The organism is Methylococcus geothermalis (assembly GCF_012769535.1).
Classification (GTDB): Bacteria; Pseudomonadota; Gammaproteobacteria; order Methylococcales; family Methylococcaceae; genus Methylococcus; species Methylococcus geothermalis.
Window position 1 is genome coordinate 1809899 of the sequence record NZ_CP046565.1, and the last position, 23035, is coordinate 1832933.

The 23035-nt window shown below is 63.6% G+C and carries 21 protein-coding genes, 2 pseudogenes and 1 other annotated feature; of the genes and pseudogenes, 12 read left to right on the plus strand and 11 right to left on the minus strand.

Going from position 1 to position 23035, the window contains the following annotated elements; all coding sequences use genetic code 11:
- Nucleotides 1-114: 114 nt before the first annotated feature.
- Together GNH96_RS08675 and GNH96_RS08680 are read left to right on the plus strand one after the other, a co-directional pair.
- On the plus strand, nt 115-1224 hold the full coding sequence (locus GNH96_RS08675) for a hypothetical protein (RefSeq protein ID WP_228719773.1): 1110 nt from the start codon (nt 115-117) through the stop codon (nt 1222-1224).
- A 309-nt stretch (nt 1225-1533) separates the two neighbouring features.
- Nucleotides 1534-3183: an alpha-keto acid decarboxylase family protein gene (locus GNH96_RS08680; protein ID WP_169603311.1), complete on the plus strand. Its 1650-nt coding sequence runs from the start codon at nt 1534-1536 to the stop codon at nt 3181-3183.
- A gap of 49 nt (nt 3184-3232) precedes the next feature.
- Here the strand turns inward: GNH96_RS08680 and GNH96_RS08685 are convergent, their stop codons facing one another.
- The 3 genes from GNH96_RS08685 to GNH96_RS08695 all read right to left on the minus strand — a co-directional run bounded on the left by GNH96_RS08685 (nt 3233) and on the right by GNH96_RS08695 (nt 6976).
- Nucleotides 3233-5167: a hypothetical protein gene (locus tag GNH96_RS08685; RefSeq protein ID WP_169603312.1), complete on the minus strand. Its 1935-nt coding sequence runs from the start codon at nt 5165-5167 to the stop codon at nt 3233-3235.
- Between the two features lie 39 nt (nt 5168-5206).
- Nucleotides 5207-5983: a class I SAM-dependent methyltransferase gene (locus GNH96_RS08690; RefSeq protein ID WP_169603313.1), complete on the minus strand. Its 777-nt coding sequence runs from the start codon at nt 5981-5983 to the stop codon at nt 5207-5209.
- A 102-nt stretch (nt 5984-6085) separates the two neighbouring features.
- Nucleotides 6086-6976, minus strand: coding sequence for a LysR family transcriptional regulator (locus GNH96_RS08695; RefSeq protein ID WP_169603314.1), 891 nt, complete (start codon nt 6974-6976; stop codon nt 6086-6088).
- A gap of 91 nt (nt 6977-7067) precedes the next feature.
- Between GNH96_RS08695 and GNH96_RS08700 the strand changes: the two genes are divergently transcribed.
- A complete protein-coding gene (locus tag GNH96_RS08700; protein ID WP_169603315.1) occupies nt 7068-7856 on the plus strand; it encodes a ceramidase domain-containing protein in 789 nt (262 codons plus the stop codon).
- Nucleotides 7853-8503 (plus strand): glutathione S-transferase family protein, encoded by a 651-nt coding sequence (locus GNH96_RS08705; protein ID WP_169603316.1) that lies wholly within the window; start codon nt 7853-7855, stop codon nt 8501-8503. Before GNH96_RS08700 ends, GNH96_RS08705 begins: the two co-directional genes overlap by 4 nt.
- Nucleotides 8504-8904: 401 nt before the next feature.
- Here the strand turns inward: GNH96_RS08705 and GNH96_RS16330 are convergent.
- Together GNH96_RS16330 and GNH96_RS08715 are read right to left on the minus strand one after the other, a co-directional pair.
- Nucleotides 8905-8991 (minus strand): annotated as a pseudogene (locus tag GNH96_RS16330) (alpha/beta fold hydrolase); the annotation flags it as partial.
- A 38-nt stretch (nt 8992-9029) separates the two neighbouring features.
- Nucleotides 9030-10267, minus strand: a protein-coding gene (locus tag GNH96_RS08715; RefSeq protein WP_407658810.1) for an IS3 family transposase whose coding sequence is annotated in 2 segments (ribosomal slippage) — nt 9030-9988 and nt 9988-10267 — 1239 coding nt in all. Because the reading frame shifts where the segments join, the coding sequence is not laid out codon by codon here.
- Nucleotides 9873-9989 (minus strand) — a sequence feature (AL1L pseudoknot). (Overlaps the previous gene by 117 nt.)
- Before the next feature lie 174 nt (nt 10268-10441).
- On the opposite strand from GNH96_RS08715, the gene GNH96_RS16040 reads away from it, so the two are divergent.
- Together GNH96_RS16040 and GNH96_RS16335 are read left to right on the plus strand one after the other, a co-directional pair.
- Nucleotides 10442-10771 carry a hypothetical protein gene (locus tag GNH96_RS16040; RefSeq protein ID WP_228719774.1) on the plus strand — a complete coding sequence of 110 codons (330 nt, stop codon included), beginning with the start codon at nt 10442-10444 and terminating at the stop codon, nt 10769-10771.
- Complete coding sequence (locus tag GNH96_RS16335) at nt 10744-10884, plus strand: hypothetical protein (RefSeq protein WP_407658849.1); 141 nt, start codon at nt 10744-10746, stop codon at nt 10882-10884. The genes GNH96_RS16040 and GNH96_RS16335 overlap by 28 nt, the downstream gene beginning before the upstream one ends.
- 544 nt (nt 10885-11428) lie before the next feature.
- On the opposite strand, the pseudogene GNH96_RS08725 reads toward GNH96_RS16335, so the two are convergent.
- Nucleotides 11429-11665 (minus strand): annotated as a pseudogene (locus tag GNH96_RS08725) (transposase); the annotation flags it as partial.
- Nucleotides 11666-12249: 584 nt separating this feature from the next.
- Here GNH96_RS08725 and GNH96_RS08730 point away from each other — a divergent pair.
- Together GNH96_RS08730 and ggt are read left to right on the plus strand one after the other, a co-directional pair.
- Entirely contained in the window at nt 12250-13590 is a 1341-nt protein-coding gene (locus GNH96_RS08730; RefSeq protein ID WP_169602424.1) for an IS1380 family transposase, read from the plus strand.
- A 183-nt stretch (nt 13591-13773) separates the two neighbouring features.
- Nucleotides 13774-15534 (plus strand): gamma-glutamyltransferase, encoded by a 1761-nt coding sequence (gene ggt / locus GNH96_RS08735; protein ID WP_169603318.1) that lies wholly within the window; start codon nt 13774-13776, stop codon nt 15532-15534.
- Nucleotides 15535-15630: 96 nt separating this feature from the next.
- On the opposite strand, the gene GNH96_RS08740 is transcribed toward ggt, so the two are convergent.
- Nucleotides 15631-16962 carry a POT family MFS transporter gene (locus GNH96_RS08740; RefSeq protein WP_169603319.1) on the minus strand — a complete coding sequence of 444 codons (1332 nt, stop codon included), beginning with the start codon at nt 16960-16962 and terminating at the stop codon, nt 15631-15633.
- A gap of 190 nt (nt 16963-17152) precedes the next feature.
- On the opposite strand from GNH96_RS08740, the gene GNH96_RS08745 reads away from it, so the two are divergent.
- The 4 genes from GNH96_RS08745 to GNH96_RS08760 are packed head-to-tail and all read left to right on the plus strand — an operon-like array spanning nt 17153 to nt 20316.
- Nucleotides 17153-18769, plus strand: a complete 1617-nt coding sequence (locus GNH96_RS08745) for a formylglycine-generating enzyme family protein (RefSeq protein WP_169603320.1) — start codon at nt 17153-17155, stop codon at nt 18767-18769.
- A gap of 11 nt (nt 18770-18780) precedes the next feature.
- Nucleotides 18781-19530 (plus strand): glycine zipper 2TM domain-containing protein, encoded by a 750-nt coding sequence (locus GNH96_RS08750; protein ID WP_169603321.1) that lies wholly within the window; start codon nt 18781-18783, stop codon nt 19528-19530.
- Complete coding sequence (locus GNH96_RS08755; RefSeq protein WP_228719775.1) at nt 19520-20029, plus strand: hypothetical protein; 510 nt, start codon at nt 19520-19522, stop codon at nt 20027-20029. The genes GNH96_RS08750 and GNH96_RS08755 overlap by 11 nt, the downstream gene beginning before the upstream one ends.
- Complete coding sequence (locus tag GNH96_RS08760; RefSeq protein ID WP_169603323.1) at nt 20026-20316, plus strand: hypothetical protein; 291 nt, start codon at nt 20026-20028, stop codon at nt 20314-20316. The genes GNH96_RS08755 and GNH96_RS08760 overlap by 4 nt, the downstream gene beginning before the upstream one ends.
- A 293-nt stretch (nt 20317-20609) precedes the next feature.
- On the opposite strand, the gene GNH96_RS08765 is transcribed toward GNH96_RS08760, so the two are convergent.
- The 4 genes from GNH96_RS08765 to GNH96_RS08780 form a co-directional block, all read right to left on the minus strand.
- On the minus strand, nt 20610-21134 hold the full coding sequence (locus GNH96_RS08765; protein WP_228719776.1) for an NYN domain-containing protein: 525 nt from the start codon (nt 21132-21134) through the stop codon (nt 20610-20612).
- The gene (locus GNH96_RS08770; RefSeq protein ID WP_323848019.1) at nt 21052-21354 is read right to left on the minus strand and encodes a DUF2442 domain-containing protein; all 303 of its coding nucleotides are present in this window, start codon (nt 21352-21354) and stop codon (nt 21052-21054) included. The genes GNH96_RS08765 and GNH96_RS08770 overlap by 83 nt, the downstream gene beginning before the upstream one ends.
- Nucleotides 21308-21541 (minus strand): DUF4160 domain-containing protein, encoded by a 234-nt coding sequence (locus tag GNH96_RS16340; protein WP_169604649.1) that lies wholly within the window; start codon nt 21539-21541, stop codon nt 21308-21310. The genes GNH96_RS08770 and GNH96_RS16340 overlap by 47 nt, the downstream gene beginning before the upstream one ends.
- 300 nt (nt 21542-21841) lie before the next feature.
- Nucleotides 21842-23035, minus strand: coding sequence for an ammonium transporter (locus GNH96_RS08780; protein ID WP_169603326.1), 1194 nt, complete (start codon nt 23033-23035; stop codon nt 21842-21844).

Genomic DNA, 23035 nt, shown 5'->3' on the forward strand with positions numbered 1-23035 from the left:
GCTTCCCCGCCACGGGTTCCGGAGCGCCGGCCCGGCGGTTTTCGTCACCGTCCTGCAAACAAACCCCTCTAGCATCCTTGGCTCGGCAAATTTTTCGACAAACGGGAGGGCATCATGAAACACGTGAGAGATTTTCGATCGGTTCAGCGGGCGACGCGCCGACTGGCTGCGGGGGCATCGTCTCTGTCTCTGCCGCTGCTGGCGGCTGCCGCCATGGCTTCGCCGAACGTTTCCGTCGACGGTCTGGGCCGGGGTTATCCCTACGCCATCGGGCTGTGGGGCGATCTGCCGTATTCCACGGCTCAGGCGGCCGGTGTAAACCATCTGATCGAGGACATGAACGCTCAGTTCCTGGCCTTCACCGTTCACGACGGCGATCTGAAATCGGGCGGCAGCGAGTGCACCGATGCGGTCTACACCGCGGCGCTCGGCTATTTCAATGCGCTGAAGGCGCCCGCCATGTTCACGCCCGGCGACAACGACTGGACCGATTGCGACCGCAACCCCAACTACAACTCGCTGGTCCAGCTCGACAAGGAGCGCAAGCTGTTCTTCGATACACCGTTCTCCCTGGGGCAGCGCCGCCTGCGCCAGGAGGTCCAGACCAGTCCGCTTTGCCTCGGCGCGGACGGTTCCTACGTGGCTTGCGTCGAGAACCGCCGTTGGAGCGTCGGCCGGGTGATCTACGCCACCATGAACGTTCAGGGCTCGTGCAACAACCTCTGCGACGTCAAGCCCGATCCGGTGGAATATGCCGCGCGCAACGCGGCCAACATCGCCTGGATGAAGGAAACCTTCGAGCTGGCCAAGACCCGCAAGGCTGCCGCCGTCATGTTCATCTCGCAGGCCAACCCCGGCTGGGACCTGAACGATCCGGAGCGGGCGCCGCTGCGCGATCCGAAGACGCTCGCGGAAACCGATGGCTACCCCGACGGCTTCCAGGAATTCCTCAGCGCGTTGCGTGAAGAGGTCATCGCGTTCCGCCGGCCGGTCGCCTATGTGCACGGCGATTCCCATTATTTCCGTGTCGACAGGCCGTTCCTGGACGCCCAAGGGCGCCGGCTCGAAAACTTCACGCGCGTCGAAACCTTCGGCGACAATCAAGGCAACGGCACCAACGACGTGCAATGGCTGAAGGTGCTGGTCGATCCGGGCAGCCGCGAAGTGTTTTCCTACCAGCCGCAGATCGTGCCGGTCAACCGCGTGGCGGTCCCCGCCCCGTAAGCGGGGCGCAACCGGGGGGAGCGGGCTGCACTCGGGCGCGGTCCGCGTCCCCCATCGGCCGTCGTCGCGGGAGGCGTCAGCCATACGGCCGACGCCTCCCGCGATGTTCCCATTTTTCGTCCGCCTTGATACTTTGCCTGAGGTTGACAATCTGCCGTTCCGGCGAGTGCTCCGGCCGCGGGTCGACCGCAGCCCGGCTACCGGCGACGTTGGGCCACGGTCCCTCAAGAGACCGGGCCTGCCCTTGCGGCGGCGGGTCGATACCGGTCCCGAGTATCCCTTCCCCCCTTTTGCCTGCTGGAGGACGTGATGAGTAAGGCTGATCCTGGCACTATCGGACAATATCTGCTCGCCTGCCTTTATCAGGGGGGTGTCGAGCACATCTTCGGCGTTCCCGGCGATTATGTGCTTGGCTTCTACGGCTTGATGGCCAAAGGTCCCGTCCGGCATATCGGCACCACGCGGGAGGACACCGCTGCCTTCGCCGCCGACGGCTATGCCCGTTGCCGGGGTATGGGCGCGCTGGCGGTGACTTACGGGGTGGGTGCGCTCAACACCGTCAACGCCATCGCCGGCGCCTACGCGGAATCCTCGCCGGTGGTGGTCATCAGCGGCGCGCCGGGCGTGCGCGAGCAAAGGGACGATCCGTTGATCCACCACCGCTTCGGGCCGTTCCGGTTTCAGCGCGAGATATTCGAACGCATCACCTGCGCCGCCGTGGTGCTGGACGATCCGGTGATCGCCTTCCGGCAGGTGGAGCGTGCGCTCGCGGCCGCCCGCCAGCATTGCAAACCGGTGTACATCGAGATTCCCGCCGACCAGGTGATGGCGCCGGGATATCCGATGCCGCGGGAAATCCCGGAAACGCCTTCCAGCGACGATTCGGCCCTGGCGGAAGCGGTCGCCGAGGCTGCGGAACTCCTGGGTCACGCGGTGTCGCCGGTGGTCCTTGCGGGCGTCGAGCTGCACCGGCGAGGGCTCCAGGACGCTCTGGTCGGGCTCGTCGAGCAGGCGCGCCTGCCGGTGGCGGCGACCTTGACCGGCAAGTCGGTGTTCGCCGAGCGTCATCCCGCCTATCTGGGGGTGTACGAGGGCGCGATGAGCACGGAAAACGCGCGCTACCTGGTCGAACAGTCCGACCTCCTGCTGATGCTCGGGGTCACGCTGAACGACGTGGACACCGGCATCTACACGGCGCGCCTCGATCCGCAACGCATCGTCCGCGCCGCCCAGAACGAGGTGGTGATTCGCCATCACCGCTATCCCCGCGTCCTGCTCGCGGATTTCGTCGCGGCCCTGGCCCGGTCCGTCAAGGCCCGGGGCGAGGCGTTTCCTGCGCCGGCGGCTCCGCAACCGTGGGACTTTCCCGCGCCGGACCGGCCGATGACGATCGCCCGGCTGGTGGAGCGGCTCGACCGCGCCCTGGCCCCCGACATGATCGTAGTGTGCGACGTCGGCGACTGCCTGTTCGCCGCCGCCGACCTGCGCGTGCACGAGCGCAGCGAATTCCTTGCGTCAGCTTTCTATACCTCGATGGGTTTTGCGGTTCCCGCCGCGCTCGGGGCCCAGGTCGCCCGTCCCGACCACCGGGCGCTGATTCTGGTCGGCGACGGCGCCTTCCAGATGACCGGAACGGAGTTGTCGACCCATGCCCGGCTCGGCCTGGCGCCCATCGTCGTGGTGTTCGACAACCGCGGCTACAACACCGAACGCTTCATCCTCGACGGGGCCTTCAACGACATCGCCGACTGGCGCTTCCACCGGCTGGGCGAGGTGTTCGGCCCCATGCAGGGCTACGAGGCGCCCGATGAAACGGCGTTTGAAAGCGCGCTCAGCGAAGCGCTGGCCAACCGAAGCATGCCGAGCCTCATCAACGTCCGTCTTCCCCCCGGCGATGCTTCGATAGCCATGAAGCGTCTGGCCGGGCATCTGCAGTCCCGGGTCAAGGGCGAGGGCTGAATGGGCTTTCCGACTGCCGGGACGCCCCGGCCTCGCGGCCAAGCCGGCGTCACCGCTGGATCGAGGAAAGCCGCGACGGTTCGGCTTGGGCGGCGATGGCCCGTGGGGATACGGCATAGATGCCGATGTCTCCGGAGGCGAAAACCCGCGGATAGCGCTGCTCGAAATGACGTCCGTCGAGCTTGAACTTGTCCCGCTCATAGCTGCTGAAATAGACGTAGTCGACCCGGTATTGGGCGCTGAGTTCGGGAAAGGCGCCGGGATCGCTGTACATCCTTTCCAGCGCGGACCGGCGCGTCTCATAGCCGATGCCGTGGAAGTACAGGTAAATGGGCGTGCCGACCAGGATATTCCGGCCGGCCAGCGCGGCCACGGGGTTGTTGTGATTGTCCGAGGTGATGAACAGCGCATCCTTCGGCGTATGGGCCCGGATGAATTCGGCGGCCGCGACCTGGTGACGGTCGAAGAGCCGGTAGTCGGAGACGACCTCTCTGCCGATCGAGAGGATCGCGGAGAAACTCGCGATGAACAGGACCAGCGCCGAGGCGATCCAGCGGCCGGGCAGTCCTTCCAGGCGCCGGTGGAGATCGTGCAGGAAGCCGCCGACCAAAATGCAGCTCAGGACGTACCAGACGTAGAACAGCTTGTTGTTGTCGTATTCGTTGGGCTGGAACAGCACCAGATCGGCCAGCACGAAGATGCCGATGGCGCCGGAATAGAGGGACAGCAGGCGCCGGTTCGCGGCCCAAAGCGCCGCGGGCAGCAGCACGAACACCAGCCCTACGTTCTTCACCCAGAACCAGGGCCAGATGTCGTCGTGGTTGACCCAGTCGAAATGGAATTTCAAAAATCTCCCTTCGTCGGCCTGCTGAAAGGTCCAGGCGAAAAGCTGCGGCGCCGCCAGGCCGACCGCAATCGCGCCGTAGAGGATCCAATGCCGCAGATAAGGCCTGATCGTCCGCCGGCTCTGCTGTGCCATGAACACCCACAGCCAGGTGGCGGAGATGATGCCCAGCCCGAGGAAGGAATGGGTATGGATCATCGGCAACAGGCCCGCGCCGACACCGGCGGCGATGAAATACTTGCGCCGGTGGCGGGTGAGGCCGAGATACAGCAGCCACAGGCACAGCATGAGGAAGCACCAGCCGGCCAGGGTGGTGCGCTGAGGCACGAGCATGTCGCAGATGACGTTCGACCAGCGGATGTTTTCTTCCACCAGGTTGGTGGGCGTTTGGTAGAAGCCGGTGAAGATGCGGAAGAAATTTTCCGGATTCTTGGTGGCGCCTTCCAGGAAATAGGCAAAGCCGAAACCGCCGTTGAGAAAGAACAAGACCTGGGCCCACAGCACGGCCGATCGGTTTTGCAGGATTTCCCTCGCCAAGCTGGTGAAGCCGGCGACCACGCAGAAGGCCATGGCGAAGCTGGGCAGGAGAATGGCCCAGCGCAGCGGCGTGCCGAGCAGGTAGAGGCTGGCGGAGAGCGAATTCACCAGGAACGGATAGTTCAACCGGTGTCCGGGGAAGATCGAATAATCGGGCGGGAATTCGCCCTGTTCCGCGATGCTGGTGACGATCCCCAGGTGCAAGGCCAGATCGCCATAGGTCGACTGGCCCACGCTGAGCCCGCCGTCCGCATCGGGGTAGATCACGTGGGTGTAGAGCAGCAGGCAGATCAGCAGGGTGAACAGCGCCACCATGCCTCTTTCCGCCCGGCTCGGCCTGTCCGAGGGGGCGGAAGCGGCAGCCGGCAGAGGAGCGAAACGCAGCGTGAGCAGGGTGAAGACGCCCATCATGCCGGCCGCGATCCACTGGCAGCGCGGCGTGAAGCCGGTCAGCAGGGCGGTCGCGGCAGGCAGCCAGATGAGCCCCAAGAGGCCGCCGGCCAGCCCTGCCCAGGCGCGCACCCAGGGGCCGTGCTCGGCGAGCAGCCGGCGGGACATCGCCAGTCCGCAGCCCAGAAAGAAGACGAACAGTGCAATGCCCATGGGCGAATAACCTGGCCGGTGAATAGTCACAAGGACGGTTTATCGGTACGCCTCCACCTGCAGCCGCACCATGGCGACGTGCACCCGTCCCGAGGCATCCTGCGGGTACGCCGCCAGATAGCGTTCGGTTGCGGCATCGATGAAGCGCTCCCGGCGATCCGCCGGAACCCGCGAAGTATAAGGATGCCAGGCGGTCCGCAGCCAGCCGGCGAAGGCCTCGCCGCCGGCGTGGACCATGTCCCTGGGGATCGATTCCACCCTTACGACATGCAGGCCGGCTTCGCCGAGCCAGCGGCGATAGCTGTCCGCATCATGGAAACCGTAGCTGGATTCGAAGTCCGTGAAATGCCCGCGCCATTCGTCTTCTTCCGCGAGGGCCTCGAAAGCGGCGATCACGCCGGCCCCGTTGCCGTGGCCACCCATCTCCATCAGGCAGCGTCCGCCCGGCTTCAGGGCGCGGGCGATGCCGGCCAATGCCGGCCGGTGGTCCTGGATCCAGTGCAGGGCGGCATTGGAGAAGACGACCGTGAATTCGGCGTCGAACGGCAGGGCCTGGGCGTCAATCTGCCTGAATGAAAGATGGGCGCGGTGATGGTGCGCCTGGGCATGTCCGATCATGTCGGGTGACCAATCCACGCCGACGACCCGGCCTTGCGGCACCCGGTCGGCGATGGCGGCGGTGATGCGCCCGTCGCCGCAGCCGATGTCGAGCACCGAGTCGTCCGGACGCAGCTTCAATCCGGCCAACAGATCCCGCGCCCAGGCTTCCTGGCCGGCGGAGTGTCGGGCGTAGTCTTCGGGGTTCCAGCGGTACATGGCTTGCTCCTGAGCTTGGACATTCGGAGGCAGGATGCCGCAGGCGGGAGGGCGGGAAAATTGATTGCTGGCGAGGCCGCCATCGCCGTTGGCGATGGCCGGTCAGGAAGACAGGCCGGCGAGATGGTCCAACAGCCGCCGGGAAGCGGCGGACAGGCTTTCCGGGGAGCGCAGGCAGATGTGCAGGCGGCGCTTGCTCCAGGTGTCTTCCAGCGCGACCGGCACCAGCCCGAGCGATGCCGTGTAGGCTGCGGCGGCGGCCCGCGGCACCACGCCGAGGCCCAAGCCCGCCGCCACCATGGCGCAGACGGCGTCGAAGCTGGTGACCTGTATCTTGAGCTTGAGCGGCCTTCCGGCCTCGGCGGCGGCGCGGAGCATCAGGTAATGCAGGGCGCCGTCCGTGTGCAGTCCGACGAAGTCCGAATCCAGCGCCTCGCCGAAGGCGATGCTGCCCCGCGCCGCCAGCGGATGGTCCGGCCGAATCAGCAGCACCAGTTCGTCCTCGCGGAAGGGTATCGCCGCAAGCTTGCTGCCGGCGGGCAGTTCGCTCAGGATACCCAAGTCCGCACGGTTTTCGGCGACGGCCTCCGCGATTTCGGTGCTCACCCGCTCTTCCAGCTCCACCTCGATTTCGGGATGGGCGGCGAGAAACGAGGCGAGCGCCGAGGGCAGGAATTCCACGATCGCGGAAATATTGGCGAACACCCGCACCCGTCCGCGCAGCCCTTTCGAATAGCCCCGCAGCTCATGCTCCAGTTGGCCGGCCTGATGCAGCACGGCCCTTGCGCGGCCGAGCAGGGCGAGACCGGCGGCCGTCGGCACGATGCCCTTGCTGCTGCGCACCAGGAGCGCCGTGCCGTAGGCGGCTTCCAGGTCGGACAGCCGTTTGCTGACGGCGGAGGCCACGGTATGGCAGCGCTCGGCGGCCTTGGCGATGCTGCCGGCCTCGGTCGCGGCGACGAACAGTTCCAGGTCTTTCAGATCGAAACGCACGGCGGGATGATGTCGGGTAGGAACAGGAGGGCTTTTACGGATTCGAGCATACCGGTTCCGTTGCCCGGAGCGAAGACGATCGGAGGGTGCCTTGCGACAAAAGGAGAGACTGCTGCTGGTCCTGGCGGCTTTGGCCGTGATAGGCGCCTTATGTGTGCCCGCCATTCCGCAGGACCCTGCTTACCACGGGTTCGCGGACGGCAATGCCCGTTTCGGCATTCCCAATTTCTGGAACGTCATGAGCAATCTGCCGTTTCTGTTAATCGGCCTTGCCGGCGTCCTGGAAGTGTGCCGGGGAAGGCCGGCCATCCTGGCGGAGTTCCGCATCGCCTACCTGATCTTCTTCGCCGGGGTCGCCCTGGTAGCGCCGGGCTCGGCGTACTACCACCTGAATCCGAACAACGCCACCCTGGTCTGGGACCGGCTGCCCATGACCGTCGCCTTCATGGCCCTATTCGCCATCGTCGTCGCCGAGTACCTGTCCGTGCCTTTGGGGCGGCGCCTGCTGTGGCCGCTGCTCGCGATCGGCATCGTTTCGGTGTTCTACTGGGATTTCACCGAAACGCGGGGCCGTGGCGACCTCCGTCTCTACGGCTTGGTCCAGTTCCTGCCGATGGCACTGATTCCGCTGATCCTCCTCCTGTTCCGGTCGAGGTTCGGCGGCACGGCTTACCTGTGGGCGGTGTTCGGCGCCTATGCCGCCGCCAAGGCCGCGGAACTCCTGGACGAGCCCATCTTCCGGATGTTCCATCCCTTGAGTGGACACGCCCTCAAGCATCTGCTGGCGGCCTTGGGGGTGTCTATTTTCCTGGCCGCCATCCGGCGGCGAAGCACGGTTTCACCGTCCCCCGTCTGCCATCACGAAAAGGAAACCCCATGAGCCTGACCCTGGTCATCGGCAACAAGAACTATTCGTCCTGGTCCCTGCGTCCCTGGCTGTACCTGAAGCACCACGGCCTGGCCTTCGAGGAGGTCCGGATTCCTCTGTACCGGGAAGACTCGAAGCCGAAGATTCTGGCGCATTCCCCGACGGGGAAGGTGCCGGTGCTGATCGACGGCGACGTCGCGGTGTGGGATTCCCTGGCGATCCTGGAATACCTGGCGGAGCGGTTTCCCGAAACATCCGGCTGGCCGCAAGCGCCCGCGGACAGGGCGCTCGCCCGCTCGCTCGCGGCGGAAATGCACTCCGGCTTCCTGGCGCTGCGCACGCACTGTGGCATGAATTGCCGCCGGCCTCCCGCGGTCAAGGCGGTGCCGGAGGCCGTGCACCGGGATGTTGCCCGCATCGGCCATATCTGGCGGGACTGCCGGGAGCGTTTTGCCGGCGATGGACCCTGGCTGTTCGGTCGCTTCAGCATCGCCGATGCGATGTACGCGCCCGTCGCGCTGCGGTTTGCGACTTACCGGCTCGAGGCCGGTAAGTCGGCGGCCGAGTACGTGAGCACGGTGCTCGGCCACCCGGCGACGCAGGAATGGATGGAAGCCGGTCGGGCCGAGAACGAGGTGATCCCGGCGTTCGAAGACTGACGGGACGCCCGCGTCGCCTCGCGTATGGCCGAGATGACCGCCTCGGGCTTTTCCAACGGAATGGCATGTCCGCTATCGACCCATATTTGCTTGGAGCCGGGATAAAGCCGGGCGATGTCTTTGCGTTTTGCGTTTGCATCATCCGCCAACGGTGATTTTTCTTTCATCGGTTCAGACGCGCTTAGAACGAACACCGGTTTATTCAGCAGGGGCGGTAAGCCGAGGACCTGCTCGCCGGTTTGAGGCAGCAGGTCGAGTTCCTCCCTGGCCGTACCCGTCACCAAAATGCCGAGTAAACCCCGAGTCAAGAATGGCAGCTTATCCAGAGAGCCTTCGCCATCGAGCTGTTTTGGATGAGTGGAGTCGACGAGAATAAGCGCGCTCACCTCGTCCGGGTAGCGTCGGGCAAAAAGCTGCATATACAAACCGCCGAGCGAGTGCCCTACCAGAACGTAGGGCGGGTTCATACCTTTGCTTCGGAGCAGCATGAACCGCCCCGGGTTTGGTGGAGGCTGGTTGGTTTAAGTTACGCCAGTTGGGCAGCCCGACGGGCTAAGTCGCGATAGTCGCGATAGTAGTTTGCCTCAGCTTCTGCGGGAGGGATATACCCGATGGGTTCCAGCAGCCTTGAGTGGTTGAACCAGGAGACCCATTCCAGCGTAGCCAGTTCGACGGCTTCCCGGGTTTTCCAGGGGGCCCGCCGGTGGATCAACTCAGCCTTGTAGAGGCCGTTGATGGTTTCGGCCAACGCGTTGTCGTAGCTGTCGCCTTTGCTGCCCACCGAGGGTTCGATACCGGCCTCGGCCAGGCGCTCGCTGTAGCGGATGCTGAGGTACTGCGAACCGCGGTCCGAAGGATGGATCAGGGCGCCATCGCGTTCCGGCTGGCGGGCATACAGCGCTTGCTCCAGCGCATCGAGTACGAAGTCGGTGTGCATGGAAGAACTCACCCGCCAGCCGACAATGCGCCGGGCAAACACGTCGACGACAAATGCCACGTACAACCATCCCTGCCAGGTCGAGACGTAGGTGAAATCGGCCACCCACAGCTGATTGGGACGCTCGGCCTTGAAGTCCCGATTGACCCGATCCAGCGGGCAAGGCAGCGTGCGGTCGCTGACCGTGGTCCGCACCACCTTGCCACGGATGACACCGCGCAGGCCAAGCCGTCGCATCAGCCGCTCGACCGTGCAGCGGGCGACGGCGATGCCTTCCCGGTTCCTTTGTCGCCACACCTTGTCGGCGCCATACACCTGCAAATTGACCTGCCAGACGCGTTCGATCTGCGGAACCAGGGCGTCGTCGCGCTGGGCACGCGCACTGCGCAGTGCCGGGTTGCGTTGCTGTGCCGCGTGACGCCGATAGCCCGACGGGGCGATCTGCAAGACTTTGCAGATCGGCTCGACCCCAAAGGTATCCCGGTGCACATCCACGAATTCCCTTACGACTTGAATCGGCGGTCGAGCTCCGCCTGGGCGAAAAAAGCGCTGGCCAACCGGAGGATCTCATTGGCTTTGCGCAGCTCTTTCACTTCCCGCTCCAGTTCCTTGATGCGTTGCTGCTCTGCCGATGTCAGGCCATCACGTTGACCCGTGTCGCGTTCATGACGTCGCACCCAGCTCAGCAGCGTCTGCGCCGTGCAGCCCATCTTGCCTGCGATCGAAACCACGGCAGCCCATTGTGAAGGATGTTCGTTGCGGCACTCGAACACTAGGCGAACAGCACGCTCACGGACCTCAGGGGAAAACTTCGTTGACTTCTTCATGGCTCCATCTTCTCAAGAGTTGGAGCCTCCACCAAAGCCGGGGCGGTTCACGTCGATGCACGATCATCGCAGCCCCCACCTCCGCCACGAACGCCGCTCGCGAGCGCGCTCCGGAGATGCACCGGACCAAGAGAGGAAAGCAGTGGTCCTTCCTGCCTGCAGCAGGCAGGCGGCATGAAGGCGCACATCGGCGCCGAAGTCGACTCCGGTCTGGGTCCATACCGTGGTGACCCTCCGACCCACGAGGCGGATATCGAAGTCGTCGATGAGCTGCCGTACGGCGAGGAAGAAGTCGTTCATGCCGATGCCGGCCCCACTGGCGCCGAGAAGCAGCTCTCCTGCAAGGCGCTGCGCTGGGAGATCGCGCAGCGTCCGGTCCGCATCAAGGCCTTGCCGGAAGCTCAACAGGAGAGGCGGCCTGGAAGATCGAGTGCTGCAAGGCCAGCATCCGTGCCAAGGTCGAGCACCCGTTCCGGATCCTCGAACGCCAGTTCGGCTACGTGAAGGTGCGCTTCAAAGGACCGGCCAAGAACACCGCTCAGATCCTGATGTTGCTGGCGATATCGGCCAATTGCGTCCGCAGTTCGCCCATGCGGAGTGATGGAGGGCGAAAATGACGCTTGAACGCCGAACATCGGCTACGTCAGCCTCCAGAACCCACTTCAACTCGTTGCGACGCGTTCACCGCCAACGTCCGGCCCGCGGTCGCGTGTCTTGTTCAGACGTTCTAGCTTGGAGCCTTTCCACACTCAAGGATAGCGGTTTTTTTGGTGTAGCCCTTCGGCAAGGGGCCGTTGGTCATGGTATAAACTAAAGAACCGTTACTTCCCGCCGTCGAACTAACTACTGCCAAATACTGCTCCGACCGTAGCTTGTTTATGGCGTTAACACAAGGCGTTTCGCCAACCACGATGTTCGACGGGACGTCAAACCCTGCTGCATTGATGAGGAAAACTATCAGAACCGGGCCCATTTCATTCTCCTGTTAGTACACCCATGCGCGGGTGTTCACAGACTATAAGTAGTGTCGGGTTTGCTGGTCAAGAACTATCTGCGTAGATAGGGAGACAAGCTCTGACTTTTTTGAGACAGGAAAGACGATGTGAACCGCCCCGGCTTTGGTGGAGGCTCCAACTCTTGAGAAGATGGAGCCATGAAGAACTGCCCGATCTTGGCGTGGAGTTCCTTCACGTCTGGCCCGCTCGACTCACTGCGTTCCGCGGCTGTGGCGAACACGTCGCTCGCCCGCTCCTGCAACTGGCTCTTCCACTGCGTGATCTGGTTGACGTGAACTTCAAACTGTTCCGCTAACTCCGCCAACGTCTTATCGCCTTTGAGCGCTGCCAGGGCCACCTTGGCCTTAAAGGCCGCCGAGTGATTTCTTCTCTTTCTCTTCATCTCTGTTCTCCGATTTCAGCCCTTCCTAGGGCCGGTGATTAGAACAGAAACCTCACCTAAGCGGCTGTCCTATTTTCCGGGGCCGGCTCTGGTAATGCGCATCCAGACGTTTGAGCAAATCGATAAATTCGCGGCTGCGATGGAGTTATAGTCGGAACTGGTGTATGAGCCAGGGGGGTGATGGCTTGAACGGGTGGCGTACCCTGCTGACAATTCGGTTGTCGAGACTGAAAAGCAGCATTGAGGTGAGTACGCCATGAGCAAGGTTACGCAGGACGAGGAGAAAAAGGCAACGGAGCTGGGGCTGGGTCTGGAGGATTTGATCCGAAGGGGTCGGAAATTGTCAAGGTAGTTGTCGCCTCGGTGGTTAAATCTCAAGCGGCTTTTTTGGCCTCGGTTTTCCCCTCTCTTGGATCGCCTGCTTTCGCATCAGTCTGATCCGGATTCAACCCAAATAATCCATTAGCCATTTTTTCCTGATTTTGATGCAAGCTATTGGCGGGCGTATCGGCGTTTGGGCGAGACGGTTTCTAATGGCGGTCATTAGAGAAATCTTTTGTGGATCATTGGGATAGGTGGTGCTCATGGCGGGTTCTGTGCTACAGGGAGAGGGATTTTCGGTCAGTTTCAGCCACCGTGAGGTGACGGCCTGGGGTGGTTTGGCGCTGTTCAAGCAGATGCTTGACAGCATGGGATTTCGGGAAGCAGCGGCGCGCTGGGGATTGCCCGAGCCGAAGTCGAACCGGGGCTATGCGCCGCTGCAACTGATCGAGCAGTTCATCGTCTCGATCTGGTGCGGCGCCTGCCGCTTCGCGCATGCCGAAACGGTGCGCATGGACAGCACGCTGGTGCGGCTGTTTGGCTGGGCACGTGCTGCTGGCCACAAGGCCATCATGCGCCTGTTTGGCCGCTTTGACATGCTCACCAACGAACGGGTGCAGGCCGAGGCCTACCGCTGGTTCTTTGGCAAGATCAGCGCCTTGAAGCAGGTGACGCTCGACGTGGATTCGACGGTCATCACCCGCAACGGCGAGCAGGAAGGGGCGGCGCGTGGCTACAATCCCAACCGGCACGGTCGGGCCAGCCATCACCCGCTGCTGGCCTTTGTTGCCGAAGCGCGCATGGTGGCCAACTTCTGGCTGCGGCCGGGCAATGCGCACAGCGCCAACAACATCCTGCCATTTCTCGAATCGACCCTGCACCATCTGGGCGACAAGGCCGTTGGCCTGCTGCGTGCCGATAGCGGCTTCTTCGACGAGGCCATCCTGTCGGCCCTGGAAGGCAAACGGATTCCCTACATCATCGCAGCCCGGCTGACCCAGCCGCTGCAACGGACGATCTATCAGGCCACCGGCTGGTGGGCGCTGGAAACGGGGCTGGAACTGACCGAACTGCGCTACCACGCGGCAGGCTGGCAGAGTGAACGGCGCTTGATCGTGGTGCGTCAATCGGTCAAGCGCAAAACGGCGCCGGGCAAGACGCTGTCGTTGTTCGCCGACGATCCGGACATTCAGGGCTGGCGCTATGGAGCCTTCGTGACCACGCTTGATCTGCCGATGGTGGAGGTCTGGCGCACCTATCGGGGACGAGCGGACTGTGAGAACCGGATCAAGGAACTGAAAGCCGACTTCGGACTTGATGCGTTCAACATGCGCGACTTCTGGGCCACGGAAGCCGCACTGGGCTTTGCCATGCTCGCCTACAACCTGATGAGCCTGTTTCGGCAGGCCGTCTTGCGCTCCCGGATTCAGCATACGCTGTCCACCCTGCACGGCCTGGTGCTCGCCATCGGTGGCGCGTGGCATCAAGATACCAGCCAGCATCGTTTGATGCTGTCCGTGCCACGTAAAAAACGCGCCTGGTTCGCCGGCCTCTGGGCCAATGCCTCCGCTCCCCCCTTCATCCCGGGGCTGCAAAATGGCTAATGGACAATTTGGGTTGAAAAGAATGCCAGGTGGCGTCGTGATCAGGGAACCGAGTCCCAGCGGCACGAATTGCCTGGCCGGCGTCAATTTGGGGGCAGCCCATGGGAGCGATCCTCTTCCCGGCCGTGGGAATTCTCCGGGCGCGGCACGAAAAGCCATGGATACAGCATCCGGGACCGGCTGATGGCGGACCTCGGCGGGAAGGCGCCGTCCGTAAGGCGCGTTGAATCGATCCGCTACGGGTTGGGGTGGAACCGGCCCGGCTGGCGGCGTGCTGCTGTGGCCTTCTCGAGATGCCTGCTGCTCGCGGCCGCCGTTTGCGCCGCCCAGGCTTCCGGCGGACCCGGTCATGCCGCCATCGCCAGCGCCCATCCCCTGGCCACGCAGGCCGGGTTCGAAATTCTGGACCAGGGCGGCAACGCTTTCGATGCGGCGGTCGCGGTATCCGCGGTGCTGGCGGTGGTGGAGCCGCAAAGCTCAGGGATAGGCGGCGGCGGATTCTGGCTGTTGCGCCGGGCGGCCGACGGCAAGACCGTGATGCTGGACGGGCGGGAGACCGCGCCGCTTGCGGCCCGGCCCGACATGTACCTGGACGCCCGGGGTGAACCCCGCCCACGCGCTTCGCTGGATGGCGCGCTGTCAGCCGGGATTCCGGGGCTGCCAGCGGCGCTGGTGCGGCTGTCCAAGGACTACGGGCGCCTGCCTCTGGCCCAATCCCTGACGCCCGCCATCCGCCATGCCGAAAACGGTTTCGCCGTGGGCCGACGCTATGCGCGCGCCGCCAAAGACCGCGAGGCTGCTTTGCGGCAATCGCCCGCCGCGAGCGCGATTTTCCTCGATCGGGGCACAGCGCCCCAGGCCGGCTTCCGGCTGGTGCAGAAGGATCTGGCCGAAACCCTGCGGCGCATCGCGAGACAGGAGCATGCCGGATTCTACGGCGGAATGACCGCACGGCTCCTGGTGCAAGGGGTGAGGGACGGCGGCGGCATCTGGCAAGCCGGCGACCTGGCGGGCTATCGCGTGGTGGAGAGGGCGCCGGTGCGGGGGCGTTATCGCGGCATCCGGATCACCAGCGCGGCTCCTCCGTCCAGCGGCGGCACGGTCTTGCTGGAAGCCTTGAACATATTGTCCGCCTATGATCTCGACGGTATGGATGCGTTGACGCGCAAGCACCTGGTGATCGAAGCCGAACGCCGCGCTTATCGCGACCGCGATCTTTACCTGGGCGATCCGGGCTTCGTCCGGATGCCGCTGAGCCGGTTGCTGAGTCCGGATTACGCGGAGGGGCTGCGCGTCGCCATCCGGCCCGACCGGGCCCTGCCCAGCTCGGCCTTGAGCGCGCCGCAAGCCTCGTCCAGCCAGGGCGACAACACCACCCACTTCTCCCTCATCGACGGGGAGGGGAATCTGGTCGCCGCCACCTTGAGCATCAACAACAGCTTCGGTTCCGGTTTCGTCCCGCCGGGCACGGGCGTCCTCCTCAACGACGAAATGGACGATTTCGCGACGGCGCCCGGCAAGCCCAACGCCTATGGGCTGGTCGGCGGGGGCGCGAACGCCATCGCCCCGGGCAAGCGCATGCTGTCGAGCATGTCGCCCACCTTCCTGGAGACGCAGGACCGCACCGCCGTGCTCGGGACGCCCGGTGGCAGCCGGATCATCTCCATGGTGCTGCTGGCCGTGCTCGACTTCGCCCAGGGGCATGGGGCGGAATCCTGGGTTTCGGCCGGGCGTTTCCATCATCAATACCTGCCCGACGTCGTGGAGTACGAGCCCGGCGGGCTGTCAGAGGAGGACATCCGGGGGTTGGAGAGCCGAGGGCACACCCTGAAACCGACCGGGTACCGCTATGGCGACATGCACGCGGTCCAGTGGGACCGGGTGCGGAACAGGCTGAGCGCCGCCAGCGATCCGCGCGGGGAGGGCGCGGCGGCGGTCAAGTGACGGCAGCCCCAGGCGGCGCGACGATCCCTCTCGCCTCGGGGCGAGGGGGAGGGTGAGGGTATCGATAAGGATTTCATCTTCCACCGTGCCAGAAAATCAATTTTCCGCCTGGAGATGAACTTCCTCCTTGTATCCCCGGCTGTAGCCGAAAAATCCCAGCGCCGTGACCAGCATCAGTCCGGTGAAAAACCAGAAGTACCCGGCGCCCGCCAGCCATGCCGCCTGCGAGCGCTCGATCCAGAAATTCACCAGGGCGGTGAACAGGTTCCCCAGCGCCACGGCGCCGAGATACAGCGCCATGACGAAGGACTTCATGGTCAGCGGCGCCTGGGTGTAGGCGAACTCCAGCGAGGTGATGGACACCATGACCTCGGCCGAGGTCAGCAGCAGGTAAGCCAGCAGTTGCCAGCCGATGGCGGGTTTCAATCCTGCGTCGATTTTCGTCTGTATCCAGGCGGCGAGGGCGAAGGCCAGCACGGTGAACGACAGGCCCAGCGCGATCTTGTTCAGCGCGGTCATCGGTGCGATGCGTCCCAGCGCCGGGTACAGCAGGCGGTAGAACAGGGGCGTGAGCAGCACGATCAGCAAGGGATTGGCCGCCTGGATCTGCGAGGGCAGGATCTCGTGCCCGAACAGCACGCGGTCCATGCGCTGGGATTGCAGCACCCAGGACGAGCCGGTCTGGTCGAACAGCGCCCAGAACATGGTGATGAAGAGAAACACGCCGATCAGCCGGCCCAGTCCGCGCAAGCCCTCGCCGCTCAATGCCTCCCTGACGAAGCGCATGCCCCCGGGCGGGATGTGCACGAAACGGTGGCGCCCCGACCAGAAAACGATCGTCGCCGTCAGCATCAGGAGGCCGGGCACGGCAAAGGCGACGGCCGCGCCGTGGTGCTCCAGCAGCCAGGGAATCAACAGCATGGATACGAACGCGCCCAGGTTGATGGAGAGGTAGAACCAGCCGTAGACCTTGCTCAGCAAATGCCGGTTGGACTGCCCGAACTGATCGCCCACGTGCGCCGAAACGCAGGGCTTGATGCCGCCGGCCCCCAGTGCGATCAGCGACTGGCCCAGCATTAGGCCCATCCGGGTGTCGTCCAGGGCCAGGGCGAAGTGCCCGAGGCAATAGACCAGCGAGAGGGCGATGATGGTGCGGTACTTGCCCAGCACGCCGTCGGCCAACAGGGCGCCGAGGAACGGCGTGAAATAGGTGAGCGACACGAACAAATGGAAATAGCCCTTCGCCTCGCTTTCCGGCATGGGCGCCGGGTTGCCCGCCGCGTCCACCAGATAGCGGGTCATGAACACCACCAGGATCGCCCGCATCCCATAGTAGCTGAAGCGCTCGGCCAGCTCGTTGCCGACGATGAAGGGAATGCCGGGCGGGAGTTCGGTGGAGGCAAGCGGCGCGGTGCGGTAACGGCTCATGGGTTTTCGGGCGGGGATTAGTGGCAGCAAGACGGCCGGAGGGCGCATGGTAAACGGAACGTGGCGGTCGAATCTAATGCGAAGCGAAGGAGTCGGCAAAAAAGCCCGAAGGGTCGCCAAAGCGCTCCGCTCCGGCAAAGACCGCCTGTAAAATCGCTCGCCAATCCTGATCGACCGAAGCGGCGGACTCATGTGGATTCAAGATCGAGAGACGAGAGGCGGCGTAATTTCCGCATTGCGCGACGGGCTCATACGCTCGCTGGTTCCGCTACTGCTGATCGCCGGTTCGCCAGGCCCGGCGGCGGCGTGGCCCAAGGACCTGTCCAATCCGGCCGCGGACAAGGGCGACCTGATTCTTCCCATGCCTTGCGGCGGCGCCATGGCCTTCCGCAAGGTGCTGATTCCCAACCAGGGGCCGCTCAACGATTACGGCATCGTCGTGGGCGGGGACGATGCGGACCACGCCTACGCCGAGCACCCGCGGCCGGCCCAGATCGCCGGGAGCTTCGATCAGGACGCCAAGACCCGCTACTACCTCATCGGCAAATACGAGGTGAACCGCGCCCAGTACGCCGCTCTGGGCTCGCAATGCCAGCCTCCGGCTGACGATCAGCGGCTGCCGCAGAACAACGTCACCTGGCTGGAGGCGATGGCGTTCGCCGACCGCTACACCCAATGGCTGCTGAAAAACGCCGCCGACAAGCTGCCGAAGGATGGCCAGCAGCCCGGCTTCTTGCGCCTGCCGACCGAGGTGGAATGGGAATTCGCCGCCCGTGGCGGTCTCGCCGTGCCGGTCGCGCAGTTCCGGGAGCGGACGTTTCCGATGGAGGATGACATGGTGCGCTACGTCTGGTTCGAAGGCACCGAATCGGCCAACGGCAAACCCCAGCCCATCGGCATGCTCAAGCCGAATCCGCTGGGTCTGCATGACATCCTCGGCAACGTGGACGAAATGGTCTTCGAACCCTACCGCTTGAACCGACTCGACCGGCTCCACGGTCAGGCCGGCGGCTTCGTGGTGCGCGGCGGCAACTACTTCACCCCGCAGGCCGAGGTGCGTACCGCCCAGCGCATCGAGGTGCCGTTCTACGTCAAAGGCGAGCCGCGGCGGGCCGAGACCACGGGATTCCGGCTGGTCATGACGGCGCCGGTGGAATCCTCCCGCGAAAAGCTCAAGTCGCTGCGGGAGGGCTGGAACAAACTGGGCTCGGCGGCGATCGCGGCGGAAGCCTCGCCGGGCCAGCCCCAGTCCATCGATGCCAAGGCGCTGGACGACCCGGTCGCTGAGCTGGGGGTGATCTCGGACGCGGCGCAGGATGCCAACATGAAGAACCGGCTCAGGAACGTCCAGAACCGGCTCAAAATGACCATCCAGGAACGCGACGACCAGCGCAAGCTGGCGGCCAAGGCGGCATTGCGTCTGGGGGCTTTCCTCTGCCAGAAGATGGGGGCAGACGGGAAATGGGTCGATGCCGCGGAAACCCTCCTCAAGCAGCGGGAGGCGGCGTTCGGTGCGGACGACCCGGGCGTCAAGTCCCGCCGCGACCAGTTGAAGGGCGATCGTGCTGCCCTGACGGAAAATCTCTTGTACTATTCCGAAACGATCCTGGGCGCCGCGGCGATCTACGACGGACCGGTGCTGGGCGAACAGTTCGAGGTCCTGAAAACCGAGCTGGAATTGAAAAACTACCAGGCCTTGCTCGGCTACGCCGATACCTATTACCGGCAGTTGATGGCGTATCGCGGGAATCCGGCGGTCAGGCAGAATGCCTGGCTTAACGACTGCAAGGCGCTGAACAAGAAATAGGCGGGTATGGATTGAACGTTCTGAACCATTCGAACAGGGTCGATACGCCTCCCCGGCCTCCGGGACGGCGGCGTCTCATCGCCGGGGCGCTGATCCCGGCGCTGCTCGTCTCCGGCTGCGCCAGCACCGGCGGCTACCGTCAGTCCTATGCGAGTTCCAGCCAGGCGCGCCTGGCCCAGCTTTCCGAAGCCTACAACCAGACGCTGGCGGAAGGCTGCGTCACCGGGGCCGCGGTCGGCGGCCTGGCCGGCGGCCTGATCGGCAGAGACTGGAAAGGCGCGGTGGCCGGCCTGCTCGCGGGCGCCGCCTTGGGCTGTGCCGCGGGAAGTTACATGGGCAACCTGCAGAACAGCTATGCCCGCGAAGAAGACCGGCTGAATGCGGTGATCATCGACATCCGCCGCGACAACCAGTCTCTCGCCGAGTTGATTCCCGTCGCCCAGCGGGTCGTCGAGGACAACAAGGCGCGGGTCGCGGAGCTGAACAAAGCCATCGCTTCGGGGCGGATGACCCGCGCGCAGGCCGCCGGCCAGCTTGCCGATCTCGATGCGAGCCGGTCCCAATTGCAGGCGACGCTGGGCAGCGCCAAGAAGCGCCTGGCCGAGCAGCATGCGGCGATCGCGATGAACACGCGCAACGCCAATCCCCAATTGGCGAACATCGCGCACGAGGAGCTGGCGCGAAAGGAACAGCAGGTCCAGGCGCTCGAATCGGAACTGAATACGCTCACCCAACTGCGGAGTGTGGACCGTGTCGGCTAGACGCCTCCCGTTTCCCCGCCCAGCGATCGTTCTGCCGGCGGCGCTCGCCATCCTGGCCACCGGCTGCGCCACCACCGACTGCGATCCCGGCCGCGGCGGCTTCTTTCGCGGCATCGGCTGTTCGGCGAGCGGCAGCTACGGTCAGAGGCAGCAGCAGATGCAGTCCACCATCAGCCGGGAGCAGCAGACCCAGGCCGGCTTGCGGAGCGAGTACGCGCAGGCGAACCAGGCCGCCATCGAAACGGACGCCCAGCGGCAAGCCGCCGAAAAACAATATGCGGATCTGCAGGGCGACATCGATGCCCTGAACGCCCGATTGGCTCGGTCCAAATCGAAGAAAAAGGATCTGAGCCGCGAGATCAAGAGCGTCCAGAATCAGCTCGATCTGCTCAAGGCGGATACGATGTCGCCCCGGGCCGAACTCGACAAGCGGCGCGCCGAGCTGGACCGGCGATTGAAGGAACTGGAGCGGGAAGTCGATCTGGCGCGTGGCAAATGAACGAAAAAACCGAAACTCAAACGGGAATGAAGAAAAGCACTGGATTGCCGGCCGTGCTGGCAATGGCCTTGTTCGCAGGCACGGGCGTGGCGGCACAGGACGCGCCGAGCCTGCGGGAGCAGATCGAAAAGCAAAAGGCCGAGAACGAGGCGCTCAAGGCGAAAATCGCCAGGATCGAGCAGGTTCTGAAAACCGATGTCTGTTCGAATCCCGAAGCGGCCAAACTTCTGGAATCGGGAGAAGCGGCCGATTCGTCCCCGCAAAAGGAACCGGAAGCGCCGAAGTAGCGCATGGTCGAAGGGATGGGCCGGTTCAGGACGAAAGCGGGGTCAGCGGGCAGGCAGGACGTGACGCAAAGGCCCTGCACGGCAATGTCAAACCCCCCTCAAAGCCGGCCTGCTCGACAAGACCGAAGCCGGACTTGGCGAAGTCCTTCGACAAGGTCCAACACGACGTCTTGATGGCGACGCCTGACATCGCCACGGGCCCCTTCTCGTGAACCGCTCTTAGGTAGCGGACCCGCATGCCGGGTGGTGTGGGGACCGGGGTCTAGAAACCCCCGGTTACCCGATTAGCACTTTTACAGTTGCAGGTAATTGAGCCATTGATTCAGCGATATGAACTTTGTTGCGGCTTGTTTTACTTCTTGCGTGGCATGATCCCAGAAGACGACGACAACCCTAAATCCTTCGCTCTTCAAGTCTTCAATCACAGGCATGTAGTCTTTGTCGCCAGCAACCAGAACAATTTCAGCATTTGCCTTGTCGATCTTGGTGTAAGCGTCTTTTGTCATTGCGTGCGCGATTGCAACATCAACCTTCTTTTCCTTCCAGGAAAGGCTTCGGTCATAGGTTTTAACTTCGAAGACCTTTCGTTCAACCATTTTCCAGAAGCTGTCAGAGGGTGGCGGCGGCCCCCGAAGTTTTGCGCACCCAACCTCCTGTCCGTCACCGCAGAGATATTCGTACAACTTGCCGTAATCGAGTTTGTAGCTCCAATCAAAAACCCGTCGGTGCGCGGCTTTATCGCGCAGCGTCCGCTGGACCGCCGGGTTGGGCAACTTGGCTGACAAGGGGGAATCGCTCAGGATGCCGAATTGACTCAACCGCTAGGTCGACATCTAGTTCCGGCCAGTAGAGATGGTTTTCGGAAGGTAGCTCTATATGCAGGATCTTTCCAACTGCGACATCCCGAAACCACGGGAACTCAGAAAATGGTAGAAACAACTCTTCTTCGTGCAGCAAGACCCAGAAGCCGTGCAGCGAGATATTTGTTACCTCAACCGGGGAAATGTCTGCGCCACGCGCTACGGATGTCATTCTCATGCTCCTGAACTAAACGAAGTGCTTCAGATATTTCCCGCTTCGAAAGACCTGTATGCTGCGCAACCTCGATAGTTGGCTCAAGCCAAAACTTGGCTTCACCATTTTGACCTTGGACATGCAACCTCGGCTCATCTCGTGAGAAGAAGTAGAAGCGGAAACCGCCCTCACGGAAAACTGTTGGACTCATAGGAAGGATGATACGCGTAACGCTGTTGTTGCCCAACAACTAATTGAATGGTTTCCGTTTATCTTCCGTGAAGCTTCTACCACACCGTCTTCCGGTCGGCAACGCCTTTGATTTTGTTGGGCTATCCTTCTGTTTATCACCCCTTTTCCGAAGATAGACAGATCTGGATACCATCCCATGCTGACTCTCCCCGCAGAACTGACCCATCGCCATGAGACCCGGCTGGCGCGAGATGGCGTTCTTGTCACGGCGCTCGATCGACTGTGACGGTAAAGCCGCACTCCTGCGGTCTTCCGGCGGTTACCACCCTGCTTCCTTCTCTGGGCTGGCGGTGATCTTGTGAAGGGTGAGATCGGCGCCTTCGAATTCTTCTTCAGGGTCCAGGCGCAGGCCGACCGATTGCCTCAGGAGGCCATAGACGGCGAAGCCGCCGGTCAGGGCGATTGCAATCCCCAGTCCCGTCCCCCATACCTGGGCCATGAAGCTGATGCCGCCGATGCCCCCCAGCGCGCTTTGGCCGAAGATGCCGGCGGCCACGCCGCCCCAGGCGCCGCAGAGCCCGTGCAAGGGCCAGACGCCGAGCACGTCGTCGATTTTCCAGCGGTTCTGGGTCAGGGTGAACAGGGAGACGAACAGGAAGCCGGCGACCGCGCCGACGACCAGCGCGCCGGCCGGATGCATCAGGTCGGAGCCGGCACAGACGGCGACCAGACCGGCCAAGGGACCGTTGTGGACGAAGCCGGGATCGTTGCGGCCGGCGAGTAGGGCGGCGAGGGTGCCGCCGACCATGGCCATGAGCGAGTTGACGGCGACCAGGCCGCTGATGCCACCCAAGTTCTGGGCCGACATGACGTTGAAGCCGAACCAGCCGACGGTGAGGATCCAGGCGCCGAGCGCGAGGAAGGGGATGCTGGACGGCGGGTGGGCGGCGATCATGCCGTCGCGGTGGTAGCGTCCGCGGCGCGGTCCCAGCAGCAGCACGGCGGTGAGCCCGATCCAGCCGCCGAAGGCATGCACGACCACGGAACCGGCGAAGTCATGGAACTGTGCGCCGAACCGCGCCTGCAGCCAGCCTTGGAAGCCGAGGTTGGAATTCCAGGCGATGCCTTCGAACAGCGGATAGACGAAGCCGACCAGCAGGAAGGTGGCGGCGAGCTGGGGATTGAACTTCGAGCGTTCGGCGATGCCGCCGGAGATGATGGCCGGGATGGCGGCGGCGAAGGTCAGCAGGAAAAAGAACTTGACCAGTCCGTAGCCGTTGTCCACCGTCAGCGTTTGCGCGTCGTCGAAAAAATGGACGCCATAGGCGAGATAATAGCCGATGAAGAAATAGGCGATGGTGGACATCGCGAAGTCGCTGATGATCTTGACCAGCGCATTCACCTGGTTCTTGCGCCGAACGGTGCCGACTTCGAGGAAGGCGAAGCCTGCATGCATGGCCAGCACCATGATGGCGCCGAGTAGTACGAAGAGTACGTCTGCACTTTTTGTCAT

Coding starts and splice junctions, on each gene's coding strand:
- GNH96_RS08680 (WP_169603311.1), top strand. CDS start 1,534: ATGAGTAAGGCTGATCCTGGCACTATCGGACAATATCTGCTCGCCTGC.
- GNH96_RS16340 (WP_169604649.1), bottom strand. CDS start 21,541: ATGAGTCCAACAGTTTTCCGTGAGGGCGGTTTCCGCTTCTACTTCTTC.
- GNH96_RS08770 (WP_323848019.1), bottom strand. CDS start 21,354: ATGAGAATGACATCCGTAGCGCGTGGCGCAGACATTTCCCCGGTTGAG.
- GNH96_RS16040 (WP_228719774.1), top strand. CDS start 10,442: ATGAAGGCGCACATCGGCGCCGAAGTCGACTCCGGTCTGGGTCCATAC.
- GNH96_RS08705 (WP_169603316.1), top strand. CDS start 7,853: ATGAGCCTGACCCTGGTCATCGGCAACAAGAACTATTCGTCCTGGTCC.
- GNH96_RS08675 (WP_228719773.1), top strand. CDS start 115: ATGAAACACGTGAGAGATTTTCGATCGGTTCAGCGGGCGACGCGCCGA.
- GNH96_RS08690 (WP_169603313.1), bottom strand. CDS start 5,983: ATGTACCGCTGGAACCCCGAAGACTACGCCCGACACTCCGCCGGCCAG.
- ggt (WP_169603318.1), top strand. CDS start 13,774: ATGGCGGACCTCGGCGGGAAGGCGCCGTCCGTAAGGCGCGTTGAATCG.
- GNH96_RS08760 (WP_169603323.1), top strand. CDS start 20,026: ATGAACGAAAAAACCGAAACTCAAACGGGAATGAAGAAAAGCACTGGA.
- GNH96_RS08780 (WP_169603326.1), bottom strand. CDS start 23,035: ATGACAAAAAGTGCAGACGTACTCTTCGTACTACTCGGCGCCATCATG.
- GNH96_RS08740 (WP_169603319.1), bottom strand. CDS start 16,962: ATGAGCCGTTACCGCACCGCGCCGCTTGCCTCCACCGAACTCCCGCCC.
- GNH96_RS08685 (WP_169603312.1), bottom strand. CDS start 5,167: ATGGGCATTGCACTGTTCGTCTTCTTTCTGGGCTGCGGACTGGCGATG.
- GNH96_RS08745 (WP_169603320.1), top strand. CDS start 17,153: ATGTGGATTCAAGATCGAGAGACGAGAGGCGGCGTAATTTCCGCATTG.
- GNH96_RS08730 (WP_169602424.1), top strand. CDS start 12,250: ATGGCGGGTTCTGTGCTACAGGGAGAGGGATTTTCGGTCAGTTTCAGC.